This window comes from Caproiciproducens puteiluti, assembly GCF_052442865.1.
GTDB lineage: Bacteria > Bacillota > Clostridia > Oscillospirales > Acutalibacteraceae > Caproiciproducens.
In genome coordinates this window covers 1,384,781-1,401,756 of record NZ_CP194790.1, presented here as the reverse complement: position 1 = coordinate 1,401,756, position 16,976 = coordinate 1,384,781, and the positions used below count along the sequence as shown (strand labels likewise).

Here is a 16,976-nt window from a genome sequence, read left to right as displayed (position 1 = left end):
TTCTTATTCTTCTTATCCTTTCCTGAGAGTCCTGGAGAGCAGCGCCGCAAGCCGGTTGAGTAAAAAAACCAGAATCAGCAGCACGGACGCCGTGGCAAACGCGATGTGCATGGCGTCGGGCGAGTTGGCCTCCCGCGCGGTCTGGTAAAGGTGCAGGGTCAGCGTGCGTCCGCTTGCAAAGATCTGCTGGACAAATCCCTTCGGCATATTATAGGACAATCCCGAGGTAAACAGAAGGGCCGCGCTTTCGCCCACGATTCTTCCCATCGCGAGAATCACGGCGGTCAGTACGCCGGGCATGGCGCAGGGCAGCACAATCCCCATCACGACGCGCAGCTTTCCGGCGCCGAGGGCCAGAGCGCCCTCTTTATAGCTGCCCGGAACGGACAGGAGCGACTCCTCCGTCGTGCGGATGATCGTCGGCAGAATGCACAGGGTCATGGTAAGGCATCCGGCCAGAAGCGATGTCTGCAGGCGGAACAGGATACAGAAGACCGTATAGCCGAACAAACCGAAGATAATGGACGGAATACCCGAAAGAATCTCCGTGGTAAAGCGGATCGCTTTGACCAGTCTGCCCTGCTTTGCATACTGTGTCAGATAGATTGCCGAGGAAATGCCGATGGGGGCGGAAATCAGCAGAGTGATGACCACAATATACATGGTGTTGATAATCATGGGCAGAATGCCCTTTAAGTCGTCATTCGTTTCCGAATAAGGTGTGGAAATGAATTTCCACGAAAGATAGGAGACGCCGTTGGCCAGGATGTAGAAAATAATCCCCAGAAGCACAATCACCGTGACTGCCGCCGCGGTATTGATCAGTACCTTCAGGAAGGTATCGAAGGGGCGCTTCCGTTTTCCGTAAAGAGAGCTACTCGGCATCCATCTGCACTCCCTTCCTTGAAATATAGGTAAAGCTGATATTGACAATCATGATAAACACAAACAGCACCAGTCCGATGGCAAAAAGCGCCTGACGGTGCAGACCGGAGGCATAGCTCATCTCCATGGCGATACCGGTCGTCAGGAAACGCACCGTTCCCAGGAGGGACGGCATGTTGGCGACGTTTCCCGCCACCATAATGACCGCCATCGTCTCACCGATCGCGCGGCCGACGCCCAGAATAACGCCCGCGAGGATTCCGGACCGGGCGGCCGGGATGCTCACCTTAAAAATAGTGGCTGTGGGCGTTGCGCCCAGCGCAAGAGACGCCTCGCGGTAAGCCTCAGGCACCGCTTTTAACGAGGTTTCCGTTACGCTGACGATGGTGGGAAGCACCATGATCGCAAGGATCAGGACCGACGCCAGCAGGCTGTCGCCGATGGTGTTGTTCCGGAACGGCGGAAAATCGCGGATAGCCGGAACAATGACCAGCATCCCGAAAAATCCGTAGATAACGGACGGGATTCCGGCGAGCAGTTCTATCGCCGGGTGGACCAGACGGGCAAGCTGCGGCTTCGCTGTTTCCGCGAGGAAAACGGCCGTCAGAATTCCGACGGGGACCCCCAGCAGGATGGCCCCCACCGTTCCCGCAATGGAGGAGAGAATCAGCGGCAGGATGCCGAAGATGTTCGCCTCCGCGTTCCACTCCCTGCCGAACAGGAACTGCCCCAGGCCGATCTGCAGAACGGCGGGAGAACCCGCGGCGAAAATGTACACGGTAATGAGGACGACCGAGCCGACGGACACACAGGAAAAGACCAGAAAAATGGATTCCGCAAGTTTTTCCGTCCCCTGCGTCCAGAGGGACAGGACCGCGCACACGATTCCGCCGACCAGCACATAAATGGACGGCCAGAGGTAGGAAATCGAAATTTTGCTGATGTTCAGCTGCGTGACCGCCGTCTGGATGCTGGAGGTGGTAATCAGGACAATCAGGGGAGTAACCGCAGACAGCACAAACGCTGTTCCGGCCATCACCGGTTTTTTAAGGAGAAGCAAAAGGATTCCAGCGGCCGGAAGAAGCACTCCGGCAATCACCGAAATTCTGGTAAGAAGCGGAATCGTGACAAGACCGCTGAGTTCCGCCCCCTGTACGCGCATCCCTCGCACCGTCGCCAGCTGGAAAGCGCTGAGGACATATGTTGTATTTTTAAAGACAAACTGAATGTACGGAAGAAAAAACGCAAGTACGGAAATAAGGCCTAACAAAATTGCCAGGCCTTTTTTCACACTATTCTTTTTTTTGTTTTTCAGCGCGTTCTCCGCGCTGTCCATCGCTATGCTCATTTTGCCAGTACCAGTCCAGCTTTCTTAATAACATCCTGTCCTTCGCTCGATTTGATGAATTCAAACCACGCCTTCACAAGATCGCTGTCGGTGCCCTTTTTGTAGATTTCGATGAAAGGTCTCTGCGCTTTATAGCTTCCGTTTACAATATTTTCTTCATTCGCTTTGACGCTGTCGACATCGACCGCTTTTACGGTATCGTTTACCGAGTCAAGGGAAACGTAGCCGATTGCACCCTTGTCGCTGCCTACTTTGGTAACTACTTCACCGGTGGAGGAAAGCTCCGCGGCATATTTGCACTTTTTCTCTACCTTGAAGATGCTTTCAAAGCCGTCGCGCGTGCCGCTTGCCGCTTCACGTCCGAGCACTGTGATTTTGGCGTCGTCGCCGCCGACATCTTTCCAGTTTGTAATTTCGCCTGTGAAGATTTTGGAAATCTGTTCGGATGTAAGACCGTTCACCTTGTTGTCCTTATTGACCGCAATGGCGATACCGTCGATGGCGATCTGTACGATTTCATAATCTTCCGGTTTCTCTTCGTCCTTCATTTTTCTGGAAAGGTCGCCGATCAGGGCCGTACCCGCGCTGACTGCCTTTGCCGCGTCGCCGGAACCGGTTCCGCTCTTTTCAACCGTTACGTCGGGGTATTTCGCCTGGAAAGCCTCGCCCAGAGCCTGGCAGACCTTAGCCATGGAAGTGGAACCGTTGAGTGTCAGCTTGCCGCTCAACTGCTCTGTGGCAGACGACCCGCTCTCGGATACCGCTGTATTGGATGTATCTGCGGCGGAAGCTGCGGAAGAAGTTCCTTCCACTTCCGAACTACACCCTACAAATACAGACCCCAGAATCGCAGCTGTTAAAACAGCAGATATGATTTTCTTCATTTTGGACAGTCCTCCTACAAAATTATGTTTTTCGGTTTCTTTAACACATTGCTATTTTACGAATTCAATGTTAAATCCCTGTTAAGCTTAGTTTAGATTGAATTTAAATAAATATGCCGACTGTAACCGGCTTTGAAATTCATTTTGCAAACTATATTTTCTCCTCTTTTTCTCCTCTGTATCATTATAGAAATTTCATTGCAGCTTGGGGGAGAAACGCAAACTTGTTGCAGAATCAACTGAATGCTATAAATCAGAAGCGTTTTTCAGCCATCGGGAATGATTTTGATCAATTTACCATAACCCGCCGGCATATTTTGTGAAATTAAAGATTGACGAACCGAAAAAAATATTGTAAAATTAGTAAATCAATTTAAAGCGATAAAGTATTTATAGCTTTAAAGCAATAAAATCCGAAATAGGCGAGAGGATGGGTATTTCATGAAAAAAACACTCGCATTGCTGTTGGCCGGGGTGATTGCGCTTTCCGCGACGGCTTGTACTTCCAGTACTTCCGCTTCTTCTGCCGCAGGCCCGGCGGCCGGTTCGCAGGCGGCTTCCGGAGCGGCTGAAAAGAAACTGAAAATCGGCATTGTACAGCTTGTGGAGCATCCCGCGCTGGACGCGGCGTATAAGGGCTTTGTCGACGGGCTTGCGGAAGCAGGCTATGTTGACGGGAAGAACATTACGCTGGACTATCAGAATGCGCAGGGCGAGCAGCCGAACTGCCAGACCATAGCAAGCAAGCTGGTCAACGACAAATCCGACCTGATCCTTGCGATCGCGACCCCGGCCGCTCAGGCGGTCGCAAACACGACCAAGGACATTCCGGTTCTGGTAACCGCGGTGACCGACCCCGCGGACGCAAAGCTCGTCGCTTCCAATGAGAAGCCGGGCGGAAACGTAACGGGTACCTCCGACCTGACCCCGGTGGCCGAGCAGATGAAGCTGTTGAAACAGCTTCTGCCGAACGCGAAGAAGGTTGCGATGCTCTACTGCTCCAGTGAAACCAATTCCAAATTCCAGGTAGACATCGCGAAGAAGAGCGCGGCCGAACTCGGGCTGGAAGCGGTGGAAGCGACGGTTTCCAATTCCAACGAGATTCAGCAGGTAGTCCAGTCGCTGGTCAGCAAAGTCGACGCGATCTACGCTCCGACGGACAATATGATCGCCGCCGGCATGGCGACGGTTTCCATGGTTGCGCAGCCCGCGAAGCTGCCGATCATCGTGGGCGAATCCGGCATGGTGGACAACGGCGGACTTGCTACATACGGCATCAATTACTACGACCTCGGGCTGCTTACCGCGAAACAGGCGGTAAAGATTCTGAAGGACGGCGCAAAACCGGCGGATATGCCGATTGAGTATTCCACCAACTGCGACCTGACCATCAACAAAGAGGTTGCCGAAAAGATCGGCGTGACCATCCCGCAGGAGCTGCTGGATAAAGCGGGTGCCGCAAGCACTGCCAGCAAATAAACACCAAAAACAGAATAGCACGGCGATAGGGGGAAATCCCCTATCGCTCATGTTGCGTTAAGGAGAATTTACAATGGGTCTATTACAGGCAATGCAGGGCGCGGCGGCGCAGGGTGTTCTATGGAGCATTATGACGCTGGGCGTTTACATCACCTTCAAGGTACTGGATTTTGCCGATCTGACGGTCGACGGCAGCTTTGCCACCGGCGGCGCGGTCACGGCGATTCTGATTTCTCACGGAATGAATCCTTTCCTCTCGCTTTTATTTGCTTTGGCCGCCGGTATGGCCTGCGGCTTTATCACCGGCTTTTTACACACCAAACTGGAGATTCCGGGGATCCTGGCGGGGATTCTGACCATGATCGCCCTCTACTCCATCAATATCCGCATCATGGGACAGGCGAACATTCCCCTTCTCGGCATCTCCACCATCATCACTACGGTTTCCGGGCTGTATCCGGTGCTCAGCGTGAACATGATCTCGCTGACGATCGGCCTGATTTTCACCGCCGCGGTGATCCTGTTCCTGTACTGGTTCTTCGGTACCGAAATCGGATGCTCGATCCGCGCGACCGGCAACAACGAATACATGGTCCGCGCGCTGGGCGTCAATACCGACAAGACAAAAATCCTGGGGCTGGTACTGAGCAACGGCCTTGTCGCGCTGTCCGGCGCGACGGTGGCGCAGAGCCAGGGGTACGCGGATGTCGGCATGGGCACCGGCACCATCATGATCGGCCTTGCGTCCGTCATCATCGGCGAAGTCCTGATGGGCAACCGCTTCTCATTCGCCTACAAACTGATTTCGGCAGTCGTCGGCTCCGTGATCTATCGCGTGATTATCGCCCTTGTGCTGTGGTTCGGCCTGAAATCCACGGACCTGAAGCTTCTCACAGCGGTCATGGTTGCGGTGGCTCTGGCCATTCCGGTTGTAAAACGGAAGTTCCCTGCCTTTTTTAATAATCTGGTGGAAAAATGGAAGAATTTCTTTGGCCGCTTCAGGAAAGGCAAAAAAGCATCTGCCGCGAACGGAGGGGAAACAAGATGATTCAACTGACAAATGTGAGCAAGACCTTCAATGCCAACACCATCAACGAGAAAAAAGCGCTGGTCGATTTGAATCTGACCATTGAGACCGGCGATTTCATTACGGTAATCGGCGGAAACGGCGCCGGAAAATCCACGCTGCTGAACCTGATCGCGGGCGTTTTCCCCTGTGACGGCGGGCAGATTTTGCTGGACGACATCGACCTGACCAATCAGCCCGAATACCGCCGGGCAAAGCTTCTGGGCCGCGTGTTTCAGGACCCGATGATGGGCACCGCCGCGGACATGGGCATTGAGGAGAATCTGGCCATGGCGTACCGCAGAGGAAAGAAACGCGGTTTGGGCTGGGGAATCAAAAAAGGAGAACGGGCCATCTATAAAGAAAAACTGGAAACGCTGGAGCTCGGGCTGGAAACCAGGCTTTCCAGCAAGGTGGGTCTGCTGTCCGGCGGCCAGCGCCAGGCCCTGACTCTGCTGATGGCTACGCTTCAGAAGCCGAAGCTTCTGCTTTTGGATGAGCACACCGCGGCGCTGGACCCCAAAACCGCGCGCAAGGTGCTGGAGCTGACCGACGAAATGGTCAGCCGGGACAGCCTGACCACACTGATGGTCACACATAACATGAAGGACGCCATCCGGCTGGGCAACCGCCTGATCATGATGCATGAAGGCAGAATTATTTTCGATATCAAGGGCCAGGAAAAGAAAAGCCTGCAGGTAAAAGACCTGCTTGAAAAATTCGAGACCGTGAGCGGAGACACCATGGATAACGACAGAATGCTCCTGTCATAGCTCACTTAAGAACCCGCCGTGCTTCAGGCTGCTGAAAGCCGCACCGCCTTTTGCGGCTCCCTCAAAGAGGGAGCCGGCAGGCAACGCCTGACCGAGGGAGTTTCATAGAAGACTGACGGGGTACTCCTTCCGACGCGCCGAGCGCGCCACCTCCCTCACAGAGGGAGGCTCATTCGGTCTGCACTTGCTTTTTGAACGATTCATCGAAACCTGACAGTTTTGGGACATTCCTGAGCGCGGCAAAAGACCTGCCGCGCTCTTTCTATGCCTTTGTTCTTTTTCAATCGGTATGTTTTGTCCATATCGCGGTGAAAGAAAGCGGGATTTCCGGTCATCCTTCGTACAATATCCCCAAATTTTAAAATACCCCTTTACTTTAGCGCGCTAATAAGGTAAAATACTGATATTGGAGAGTCCAATGAGAAGAGAAGTGGGGTATTTAAAATGAAAAAAATATTATCTTTATTATTAGCGGCGGGCATCGCCCTTTCCTGCGCCGCCTGCGGCAGCACCGCTGCCAGCAGCGCCGGCAGTACCGGTACCGCGTCGGCCGCGGACGAATCCTGGACCAAGGTTGAGAAAGCGGGCAAGCTGGTGCTCGGCCTTGACGACGCCTTTCCCCCGATGGGATATGTGGACACCAAAACAGGCGAGCTGGTCGGCTTTGATATCGACCTTGCCAAAGAAGCCTGCAAGCGCCTCAACATTGAGCTGAAAACACAGCCGATCGACTGGGACAGCAAAACCGCTGAACTGAACAACGGCAACATCGACTGCCTGTGGAACGGTTTCAGCAAAACCGACGAGCGCGAAAAGGAATTCAGCCTGAGCATTCCCTATATGAAAAACGAGCAGATCATCCTCGTCAAAACGGATTCCAACTATCAGGGGCTTGAGTCCCTGTCCGGAAAGACCATCGGCGTGCAGTCGGATTCTTCCGCGGAAGTCGCCCTGAACGGGAATGAGGATTTTAAGAAAACCTTAAAATCCGTTGTACAGATCGACGACTATTCCAAAGCGGTCATGGAGCTGCAGAACGGCACCATCGACGCGATCAGCATTGATGAAGTGGTTGCGCGTTACTACCTGACCAACAACCCGAACGCCTATAAGGTGCTTCAGGACAAGGACGGCAAGGACGCTTCTCTTGCCACCGAGGACTATGTCGTCGGCTTCCGCAAGGCGGACAGCGCGCTGACGGAAAAGATCAACGGTGTTTTGAAGGAAATGGCGTCGGACGGCACGATGGCGACGATTTCCCAGAAATGGTTCGGCGAGGATGTTACCACCGTACAAAAATAAAACGATTTCACGTTGCATTCTGAGGGATAACTGTAACCGAAGAATCCATGTTATAACTGTCGTCTGGGACACTCTCTTCACTCAGAAGGACAGATTCAGATTTTTCCCCTGCGCGGCATAGAGCCGGACTCTGTCCGGTTCTGTGCCTTTGGCTTTTTTACACAAACACTTTATGGAGGTCGCGTTCATGAATTATCAGGCGCTTTTGACACAGATGCTGGAAGCAACCCTTATGTCACTGCGTATCTTTTTCGTCACCCTTATTTTTTCGCTGCCGCTGGGCCTGCTGGTGGCCAAAGGACGCATGACGAAGGTCAGGCTCATCAATTTTCCGGTCAGGCTTTACATACTTCTGATGCGCGGAACACCGCTGATGCTGCAGCTTCTGTTCTTCTTTTACGCCCTGAAGCCTTTGTTCGGGATTCAGCTTGACCGCGTTCTGGCGGCGGAGGTCGCCTTTGTCCTGAACTACGCGGCGTATTTCGCGGAAATTTTCCGCGGGGGGATCGAGGGGATTCCCCGCGGCCAGCACGAGGCGGCAAAGGTGCTCGGTTTTACGCGCGGCCAGACCTTCTTTCGCATCATCCTGCCGCAGGTCGTCAAGCACATTATCCCGCCGATGGGAAACGAGTTCATCACGCTCGTGAAGGACACCTCCCTGGCGCAGGTGATCGGCATTGTAGAGCTGCTCAAGGTAACCTCCAACTGGGTTTCCTCGGCGGTCAACATGACGCCGCTGGTGATTGCCGGCGCGTTCTATCTTGTGATGAACGGCGCGGTCACCAGATTCTTTACGATGGCTGAAAACCGGCTGGACTATTATCGTTAGGAGGATGGAAATGCATATCTTAACCGCTAAAGACATCTGCAAAAGCTTCGACGGCACAAAAGTGCTGAACGGCATTTCAATAGAAGTAACCAAAGGGCAGGTGCTCGCGATCATCGGGCCGTCCGGCTCGGGAAAAAGCACTCTGCTGCGCTGCGTCACCCAGCTGGAAACGGTGGATTCCGGCGAGATCACCATCTGTGGAGATACGCTGGTGAAAAACGACGGGAACGGCAAGGCCGTCTATTCGGACAAGGCCGCATGCAGCAAAATCGGGCTGCATATCGGGCTGGTTTTCCAGAATTTCAACCTTTTCCCCCACCTGTCCGTGATGCAGAACATTACGGAAGCGCCCATCCGCGTACTGCGCCGTTCAAAGACGGAGGCGGAAGCCGCCGCGAAGGAGCTTCTCCAGAAAATGGATCTGGCGGATAAGGCGGACGCCTACCCCTGCCAGCTTTCCGGCGGACAGCAGCAGCGCGTGTCCATTGCCCGCGCGCTCGCAATGAATCCGGATATCCTGTTTTTCGACGAGCCGACCAGCGCGCTCGACCCGGAGCTGACAGGAGAAATCCTAAAGGTCATCCGCGAGCTTGCGGCGGAGCATATGACGATGGTGGTCGTCACCCACGAAATGAAATTTGCCCGGGACGTAGCCGACTACGTAGTCTTTATGGACAACGGAACGATTGTCGAACAGGGAAACCCGGAACAGCTTTTCGGCAATACGCAGAATGACCGCACCAAAGCGTTCCTGTCCCGTTTCAATGAAAATTAAAAGGGCACTGTAAACGAAGCGGAATGAATGATACAAAGAGCTTCCCAAAATGAAAAAATGCGCCTTGAGACGGCTTTTGAAAGCCCAATCAAGACGCATTTTTGATGTACTATGATACTGTTTTTCAACAGTTTCTTTGCTTTATCCCTTTTTAACCGGCTGAGTATGGTCCTTCAGCCACTGTAGCTCTTTTCCGGAAAGGCCCGGGGAAAGCTTTTCACAGACCGTCCGATGGTAGTTGTTCAGCCATTCCAGCTCGTCGTCCGTCATCAGCTCGGTCAGGATTCCCGCGGTATCGATCGGGAAATAAGTAATGGGTTCAAATTTTAAGAACTGACCGTACTCGTTATTGACAAAATCGGTGACAAGAAGAATGTTTTCGGTGCGGATTCCGTGCTTGCCCTCTTCATAAATACCGGGTTCGTCGGTGATGGTCATACCCTTTTTGAAGACGACATTGTTGCTGATCCTCAGGTTCTGCGGACCCTCGTGCACTCCGCTGAACATCCCCACGCCGTGGCCCGTTCCGCAGCGGTAATCGATACCGTGCTTCCACACCTGTTCGCGGCTGAGGATATCGATGTTGCCGCCGGTGCAGCCCTCCAGAAATACGGCCGCAGCCAGCGCAATATGCGCTTTCAGCACGTAGGTGTAATGCTCCTTTTCCTCCCGGCTGAGCGGCCCTAAGACGAAGGTACGGGTGATGTCGGTCGTCCCCTCCAGATACTGTCCGCCGGAATCGATCAGCAGGAAGCCCTGATTTTTCAAAATGCTGCAGGTTTCCGGTTTCGGGCTGTAATGCATCATTGCGGCGTTCGCGCCGTAGGCCGCGATCGTGCCGAAGCTCTCGCCCTTGTTGTTCGGCTGATTTGCCCTGCACTCCCGCAGCATATCGCACACGGTGCATTCGGTGACGGTCTCCCCGTTCTTCATCCTATCCTCGAATTGGACACAGAATTCAACGAGCGCGCGGCCGTCCTTGATATGCGCCTCTACAATATTTTTAATCTCCGTTTCATTCTTGACACCCTTGAGGGCAATGACGGTATCGCCGCCCTCTTTGACGGTCACATGCCGGTTCTGCTTCAGCAGCTGATACAGGTCGTAATTCACGTTGACCGGGTCAACCAGAATCGTCTTATCGGAACTGATTTTTTCCAGAGCGCGGTCGATTTCCTCGTATTCTTTTACCGTGACGCCGTTTTCCTTCAGGTAGGCAAGCGTTTCCGGCAGAACGCGGCCGGTATTGATAAACAGGTAAGCGGAATCGGAATAAACCATCGCGTAGGAAACCGCGAGCGGATTGTATTCGATGTCGTCCGCACGGATATTCATCAGCCAGGCAACGCAGTCCAGCTTGGTAAAGATCTCCCCGTCGGCATGCTGCTTTTTCAGCTCCGCGCGGACCTGTTCCAGCTTTTCTTTGCAGGTATAGCCCGCGTACTTTGCGTCGTGAACAAACACCTTGCTTGCGGGCATTTGCGGCCTGTCCGTCCAGATATCCTTAATGAGGTCTACCGCCTTGATTTTCAGCTTTTTCCCGGCGAATTTCTCACGCATTTCCTCGACGGCGGCAGCGGAAAGCATTTTGCCGTCAAATCCAACCGTTTCGCCCTCGTTCAGCTCCTCGGCCAGAAATTCGGTATAGGTCGGCACACCCTTGACCGCCATGCGGTACAGGGTAATTTCGCTGCCCTCCAGCTGATGCGCGGCCTGAATAAAATACCGCCCGTCCGTCCAGAGCCCGCTTTGCGTTTCCGTAACCACCAGCGTTCCCGCGGAGCCGGTAAAGCCGGAAAAATAGCTTCTTGCCGCCCAGTGATCGGGCAGGTACTCGCTCATATGCGGGTCGGCGGAAGGCACGATACAGGCCTGCACGCCGTTCTGCTTCATCTGGCGGCGCAGCGCGGCAAGCCTTTCATTTACGCTGTTCATGATTCATTTCTCCTTCTATCTTAAAATGGCATCTTCCCTGAATCTGTATTACAGATTTCCAGTCGATTCTGCAACAAGTTTACGTTTCCCCCCGCCTTCGGCGGGGGGAAACGTGTTTTGTCTCGCAAACTGAAATAGAACCGCTGTAGTGCGAATATAAAAAAGTATAGGCTCAATCATAGGGATTGTCAAGCCGATTCCCCGCGGGCCACTTCACCTGTCCGGAAGTTTTCCCGGGACAACAAATGCCGTCCGGGTGCTGACTCGGACGGCATTTTCTTTCATTTTGATTCGGATTTCTTTCCGTCCCAACTGACGACCGGCACGGCCCCGTTCACGGCAGCCTGCTCCATCAGCTTGAGCATTTCCAGGGCGCTGCGGAAATGAAGCGTCTGATTCTGCTCAACCCAGGTAATCGTACCCTGCCAGGTGGCATTTTTACGGTACTGCACGTTTACGACAAAAGTCGCCGGTGTTTCATTCTTGATTTTATTCATTGCCTCTTCCACAGCGTAATCCACCTTTTTTATTTTTGGCTTTCCCCTTTTTATATCAAATTCCCGTTCCTGAAAAGAAGCCTGAGGAAAGGAAATGCTGTCAAACAGATCATCCATTCCGCGCAGAAGCTCGCATTCATTGCGAAACGGCATGATCCTGTTGTAGTACTCACTGTAGACATGCCCTCTCAGCATTTCGTTTTTTATGGGATTCAGATAGATAATGCTTCGGGAGTTGGCAGGAGCCTGTCCCCTTTGCCCGTTTTGCATCTTTATCACCTGTGTTTCAAATATGTTCTGTTCCGCTCCCGTTGTCTTCCTGTAAACCCGGAACACAGCCGTCTGCCGGCATTCATTCAGGCAGGAGCAGTCAAGGCTATTTTAACATAATCATGTAAAATAATCAAAGAGTTTTCAGTGTTTTTTGATAAAGCCGTACATAAATCAGGATACTCGCCGCCATTGACACCATTTCAGCGATTGGGAAGGCGTACCAGACGGATGGAAGATTGATTTTTGAAAGCAGAAACGCTGCGGGAAGCAGTACGATCAACTGGCGCAGCACGGAAATAATCAGACTTTTTAAGCCGCTGCCCACCGCTTGGAACACCGTTGAAAACATGATGCCGAGCGCCGCCGGTACAAAACAGATACTGATGGTTCGCAACGCGGGTATGCCGATTTCAAGCATAACCTGAGAGGCGTTGAAAATCAGCAGGAGCTTCCCTGTTTCCGTCCAGAACAAGATCGTCCCCAGCGCCATAATCACCGCCGCAATGACGGAACCGATCCTAACCGCGGACAAAAGGCGGCCGCGATTGCGCGCGCCGAAATTGTACCCGATAATCGGCATAACACCCTGCATCAGGCCAAACACAGGCATAAACACAAAAGACTGCAATTTAAAGTAAACGCCGAACAGGGCGACGGCCGTTTCGGTAAAGCCGATTAAAATCGCGTTCATCCCGACTACCATGACGGAACCGATCGCCTGCATAATGATGGAGGGAAAACCAACCGAATAAATATTCTTTATCGTGGTAAAATCCAGCCTGAAATTCCGGAAGCTGATCACTACCTGATGATCTTTTTTCGCAATGATATAAATAAGAAACAGCATCGCGAAAATCTGGCCGATCACCGTCGCAATCGCCGCCCCCGCGACGCCCATTTTAGGGACACCCAGCAGTCCGAAAATAAAAATCGGATCCAGAATAATATTTGTTACTGCGCCCAGAATCTGCGACAGCATGGGATAAATCATATTTCCGGTAGCCTGAAGCGTCTTTTCGATGTTGATCTCGATAAAAACGCCGACAGAAACGATACAGACAATGCTCATATATTGAGTACCCATTGTCACAATCTCTTGATTTGCCGTGAAGCTGCGAAAGAAGGGCTCTGAAAAAAGCAGCCCTACCAGCGCAAAGACGACCCAGTTGAATGCTCCTAACAAAATCCCGTGCGTAGCGGCGGAATTGGCCTCCTCCTGCTTTTGTTCTCCCAGCCGGCGTGCTACCAGCGAATTGATTCCTACGGAAGTCCCCACCGCCAGCGCAATCAACAAAGTCTGAACGGGAAACGCAAGCGAAACCGCAGTCAGCGCATTTTCACTTACTTTTGCTACAAAAAAACTGTCGACTACGTTATACAGAGCCTGTACCAGCATCGACAGCATAGCCGGTACCGACATGGACACAATCAGTGGAAATACCGACACCGTACCCATTTTATTTTCCGTTTTTTCCAAAAACTCCACTCCTTTATTCATCGTTCCCATTTTACACGATCATTCAGCCTTTTTCAACACTGTTTACGGAAATAAAAGGGCCGCAAAACCTGCCGGACTTGCAACGGACAGGCGCCCCGCGGCATATAATGGCAAACGACAATATAAAGGAGTGGTTATATGCTTGGTGCCGTACTTGGATTTGCGCTCTCCGGACTGCTGTTTTTTATTCTTCACGTCACAGGCTCGGGTTCCTTTCCCAGACCGCTTACGGCACAGGAAGAGCGGGACTGTCTGGAGCGGCTGAAAAACGGGGACATGAAGGCTAAAAATGAACTGATCGAACACAACCTCCGCCTGGTCGCCCATATCATCAAGAAATACTACGCCAACTCAAACGATCAGGACGACCTGATTTCCATCGGAACCATCGGTTTAATTAAAGCGGTAAACACGTTTGACAGCAGCAAGGGAATCCGCCTTTCCAGCTACGCGGCCCGGTGCATTGAAAATGAAGTGCTGATGTTCTTCCGCTCTTCCAAAAAAACCGCGCAGGATATCTCCATCAACGAGCCGATCGACACCGACAAGGACGGAAACGCACTGACACTGATGGACGTAATGGCTACGGAAGACAACATCATTGACAACCTTGACTGTAAAATCAAATCGGAGCAGCTCAAACGGTATATCCGCGAGGTCCTGTCCCCCCGGGAGCAGACCATTATTGAGCTGCGGTACGGTCTGACCGGCCGCAGTCCGCTGACACAGCGGGAAGTGGCTCAGAAGCTGGGCATCTCCCGTTCGTATGTATCCCGCATTGAAAAGAAGTCGCTTGGCGCTCTGTATAAGCGCTTTACAAAATAGCCTGGATGAGACTACATAACAGCTTCTTATTTATGATACCTCCGGGCAATCATGCTCCGTTTCTCTTGCGCACTGTAAAGATTCTCCCTACAAAACAAGAAAGAGGAAGGGCCGGGATGTTAACATCCCGGCCCTTCCTCTTCTGGTTTCCGCCTGATTAACAAAGATTTTTGAGTGTGAGAGACGGACAAGAAGTCAAAACCGGCAATCCCTGATGCATAGCAGCGGACACCGGCCTTAGAAATCGAGCATCGTTTTCCCGGTTCCTGCCAATTGATAGAAGTCCCTCCGGAAATCAGCGTCCGCCTTATCGGTGGCAGGATGCCGGATCAGCATCTCCATCACGTCGGGAGCCGCCGTCACCGCCGATACCCCGGCCGCGCACAGCTCCGTAATCTGGCGGGAATTTTTAAAGCTGGCGGCCAGAACCCCGCAGTCCATTTTTTGTTCGGCAAAAATGGTTTGAATCTCTTTTACCGCCTGCACGCCATCCACTCCCATGTTATCGATCCGGTTTACATAGGGGGCCACATAGCTTGCTCCGGCTTTCGCTGCAAAAAACGCCTGCATCGGCGCATGGACGACTGTCGCGGTAACAGACACCCCTTCCTTGGAAAGAGCCTTCATGGCTTTGATGCCCTGCGCGGTTACAGGTATTTTTACATAAATATTTCCGCCGATCGTATTGACAATATGATGCGCTTCTATGACCATCTTCTCCGCACTTTCGGACAGGAGCTGCACATGAAGCTGTGTGTCTGAAGGCAAAATTTCTCTGATTTTCTTCAGATGTCCCATGGGACTTTGTTTTTCCCTGCTCAGGATGGTGGGGTTGGTAGTAACCCCGTCAATAGGAAACAGGTCGCATAATCTTTTTATTTCCTGCAGATCGGCCGTATCCAACAATAAAAGCATTCGTTTTTTCCTCCATTTCAATATGATATATGATTATTACAGGCATTCTCTGTCGATTGCCCTTACCGTTTTTCTCAAAGGCAGAATCCGTGAGGCGGAAACGGACAGTTCATCGATTCCAAAGTCCAGAAAAGTCTGTGTCAGCTCCGGGTCCGCGCCAAGCTCCCCACAGATACCGACCTGAATCCCATGCCTGTGTGCGCTTTCCGCTGTCATCTGAATCAATTTCAGTACAGCGCTGTGATGCGGATGATAGAACCGCTCCAGATTTGGATTCTGGCGGTCCACCGCCAAAGTATACTGGGTAAGATCGTTGGTCCCGATACTGAAAAAATCCACCTCGGCAGCCAGTTCGTCACTGACAAGCGCTGCTGCGGGCGTCTCCACCATAATTCCCGTTTTTACATCCGGACGAAAGACCAGCCCCTCTGCCAGAAGATCACTTTGCACTTCCTGCACGATTTTCTTGCAATCGCGGACCTCTTCCACCGAAGTGATCATGGGAAACATGATTGCAAGATTGCCGTAAACTGAAGCGCGGTACAGCGCGCGCAGCTGCGTGCGGAAAATTTCCGGTCTGGTCAGGCAGATACGGATGGCCCGGCAGCCCATGGCCGGATTTTCTTCCCTGGGCATCTGAAAATAATCCACCTGTTTGTCGGCGCCAATATCCAGCGTCCGTATGATGACTTCTTTTCCTTCCATCTTCTCAACGGCAGTTTTATAAATCTGGAATTGCTCCTCCTCCGCAGGAAAGTCGCTGCGTCCAAGATAGATAAACTCGCTGCGGAACAGGCCGATTCCGCCCGCGTCATTTTCCAGCGCCGTTTCCACGTCGGACAGGCTGCCCACATTCGCGTATATTTTGATTTTCCTTCCGTCCTTTGTAATATTTTCTTTCCCTTTTAATTGCTGAAGCTCCGACGCGGTTTCCAGCTGTTCCGCCTTTGCCTCTCCGTAAACACGGAGAGTTTCTGCATCAGGGTCCAGATAAATGGTTCCGGAGGCCCCGTCGACAACGGCCTGCCGTCCGCCGCAGTCCGGATTCAGGGACTCGCCCACGGCTACGACGGCGGGAATCCCCATACTTCTGGCCAAAATGGCCGTGTGTGAATTCGACGACCCCTTCGCTGTGATGAAGGCAAGGATTTTGGATTTATCCAGTTTTATTGTCTCACCCGGAGTAAGGTCGTCCGCGGCGAGAATTACCGGCTGATCAGATTGAATTTCCTGCGCCGCCGCACCCGAAAGAATTTTCACAAGGCCGGAAAACACCTCTCGGATATCCGAGGCGCGCGACCTGAGGTATTCGTCCTGCGAGCCGGCAAGCACCCGCTCCGCGGCGGAAGCGGCCTGATGAACAGCATACTCGGCGTTGATTTTCTCCGTCCGAATGATTTCTTCAACCGACCGGAAGAAATCTTCATCCTCCAGCATCATCTGATGAATCTGAAAAATCCGGGCGTCTTTTTCCCCTACCTCCTCTACGGCTTTTTTAAACAGCGTTTCCAGTTCCGCTGTTTCCTGCCGTACGGCCGCATAAAAGCGTCCGATTTCCTTTTCGATGTCTTCTACATTGTATTTTTCGATCTGTTCCTGATGGAATGTAAAGTAGCGGATTGTTCCTATTGCGATCGCGCTAAAAACGCCTTTACCATTCAAAGTTATCAACGTCGTTTCCTCCTTTAAAAG

At 52.4% G+C, this 16,976-nt stretch carries 15 protein-coding genes; 7 read left to right on the top strand and 8 right to left on the bottom strand.

Features of this window, described 5'->3' with window-relative positions:
- Positions 1 to 12: 12 nt before the first annotated feature.
- Genes pstA through ACRQU7_RS06635 form a run of 3 tightly spaced genes read right to left on the bottom strand, consistent with a single transcriptional unit; the run spans position 13 to position 3,117 of the window.
- Positions 13 to 885, bottom strand: a complete 873-nt coding sequence (gene pstA / locus ACRQU7_RS06645) for a phosphate ABC transporter permease PstA (protein ID WP_141827691.1) — start codon at positions 883 to 885, stop codon at positions 13 to 15.
- Positions 875 to 2,233, bottom strand: a complete 1,359-nt coding sequence (gene pstC / locus ACRQU7_RS06640) for a phosphate ABC transporter permease subunit PstC (protein WP_444644666.1) — start codon at positions 2,231 to 2,233, stop codon at positions 875 to 877. Before pstC ends, pstA begins: the two co-directional genes overlap by 11 nt.
- Positions 2,230 to 3,117 carry a phosphate ABC transporter substrate-binding protein PstS family protein gene (locus ACRQU7_RS06635; protein WP_444644664.1) on the bottom strand — a complete coding sequence of 296 codons (888 nt, stop codon included), beginning with the start codon at positions 3,115 to 3,117 and terminating at the stop codon, positions 2,230 to 2,232. The genes pstC and ACRQU7_RS06635 overlap by 4 nt, the downstream gene beginning before the upstream one ends.
- Positions 3,118 to 3,558: 441 nt before the next feature.
- Here ACRQU7_RS06635 and ACRQU7_RS06630 point away from each other — a divergent pair, with 441 nt between their 5' ends.
- The 6 genes from ACRQU7_RS06630 to ACRQU7_RS06605 all read left to right on the top strand — a co-directional run bounded on the left by ACRQU7_RS06630 (position 3,559) and on the right by ACRQU7_RS06605 (position 9,341).
- Positions 3,559 to 4,596 carry an ABC transporter substrate-binding protein gene (locus ACRQU7_RS06630; RefSeq protein ID WP_141827690.1) on the top strand — a complete coding sequence of 346 codons (1,038 nt, stop codon included), beginning with the start codon at positions 3,559 to 3,561 and terminating at the stop codon, positions 4,594 to 4,596.
- A 73-nt stretch (positions 4,597 to 4,669) separates the two neighbouring features.
- On the top strand, positions 4,670 to 5,644 hold the full coding sequence (locus tag ACRQU7_RS06625) for an ABC transporter permease (protein ID WP_444644661.1): 975 nt from the start codon (positions 4,670 to 4,672) through the stop codon (positions 5,642 to 5,644).
- The gene (locus ACRQU7_RS06620; protein ID WP_444644659.1) at positions 5,641 to 6,435 is read left to right on the top strand and encodes an ABC transporter ATP-binding protein; all 795 of its coding nucleotides are present in this window, start codon (positions 5,641 to 5,643) and stop codon (positions 6,433 to 6,435) included. The genes ACRQU7_RS06625 and ACRQU7_RS06620 overlap by 4 nt, the downstream gene beginning before the upstream one ends.
- A gap of 444 nt (positions 6,436 to 6,879) precedes the next feature.
- Positions 6,880 to 7,737, top strand: a complete 858-nt coding sequence (locus ACRQU7_RS06615; protein WP_444644657.1) for a transporter substrate-binding domain-containing protein — start codon at positions 6,880 to 6,882, stop codon at positions 7,735 to 7,737.
- A 187-nt stretch (positions 7,738 to 7,924) separates the two neighbouring features.
- On the top strand, positions 7,925 to 8,566 hold the full coding sequence (locus ACRQU7_RS06610; protein ID WP_444644655.1) for an amino acid ABC transporter permease: 642 nt from the start codon (positions 7,925 to 7,927) through the stop codon (positions 8,564 to 8,566).
- A gap of 10 nt (positions 8,567 to 8,576) precedes the next feature.
- Positions 8,577 to 9,341 carry an amino acid ABC transporter ATP-binding protein gene (locus tag ACRQU7_RS06605; RefSeq protein ID WP_444644653.1) on the top strand — a complete coding sequence of 255 codons (765 nt, stop codon included), beginning with the start codon at positions 8,577 to 8,579 and terminating at the stop codon, positions 9,339 to 9,341.
- A gap of 141 nt (positions 9,342 to 9,482) precedes the next feature.
- Here the strand turns inward: ACRQU7_RS06605 and ACRQU7_RS06600 are convergent, their stop codons facing one another.
- The 3 genes from ACRQU7_RS06600 to ACRQU7_RS06590 all read right to left on the bottom strand — a co-directional run bounded on the left by ACRQU7_RS06600 (position 9,483) and on the right by ACRQU7_RS06590 (position 13,553).
- On the bottom strand, positions 9,483 to 11,276 hold the full coding sequence (locus tag ACRQU7_RS06600) for an aminopeptidase P family protein (protein ID WP_444644651.1): 1,794 nt from the start codon (positions 11,274 to 11,276) through the stop codon (positions 9,483 to 9,485).
- 281 nt (positions 11,277 to 11,557) lie between these two features.
- Positions 11,558 to 12,043, bottom strand: a complete 486-nt coding sequence (locus ACRQU7_RS06595) for a hypothetical protein (protein WP_444644649.1) — start codon at positions 12,041 to 12,043, stop codon at positions 11,558 to 11,560.
- A gap of 133 nt (positions 12,044 to 12,176) precedes the next feature.
- Positions 12,177 to 13,553 (bottom strand): MATE family efflux transporter, encoded by a 1,377-nt coding sequence (locus tag ACRQU7_RS06590; RefSeq protein ID WP_444644647.1) that lies wholly within the window; start codon positions 13,551 to 13,553, stop codon positions 12,177 to 12,179.
- Positions 13,554 to 13,682: 129 nt separating this feature from the next.
- Here ACRQU7_RS06590 and sigK point away from each other — a divergent pair, with 129 nt between their 5' ends.
- Entirely contained in the window at positions 13,683 to 14,369 is a 687-nt protein-coding gene (sigK, locus tag ACRQU7_RS06585) for an RNA polymerase sporulation sigma factor SigK (RefSeq protein WP_038323394.1), read from the top strand.
- Positions 14,370 to 14,606: 237 nt separating this feature from the next.
- On the opposite strand, the gene ACRQU7_RS06580 is transcribed toward sigK, so the two are convergent.
- Complete coding sequence (locus ACRQU7_RS06580) at positions 14,607 to 15,284, bottom strand: transaldolase family protein (RefSeq protein WP_444644644.1); 678 nt, start codon at positions 15,282 to 15,284, stop codon at positions 14,607 to 14,609.
- A 36-nt stretch (positions 15,285 to 15,320) separates the two neighbouring features.
- Positions 15,321 to 16,955 carry a phosphoenolpyruvate--protein phosphotransferase gene (ptsP, locus tag ACRQU7_RS06575; protein WP_444644642.1) on the bottom strand — a complete coding sequence of 545 codons (1,635 nt, stop codon included), beginning with the start codon at positions 16,953 to 16,955 and terminating at the stop codon, positions 15,321 to 15,323.
- Positions 16,956 to 16,976: the final 21 nt, after the last annotated feature.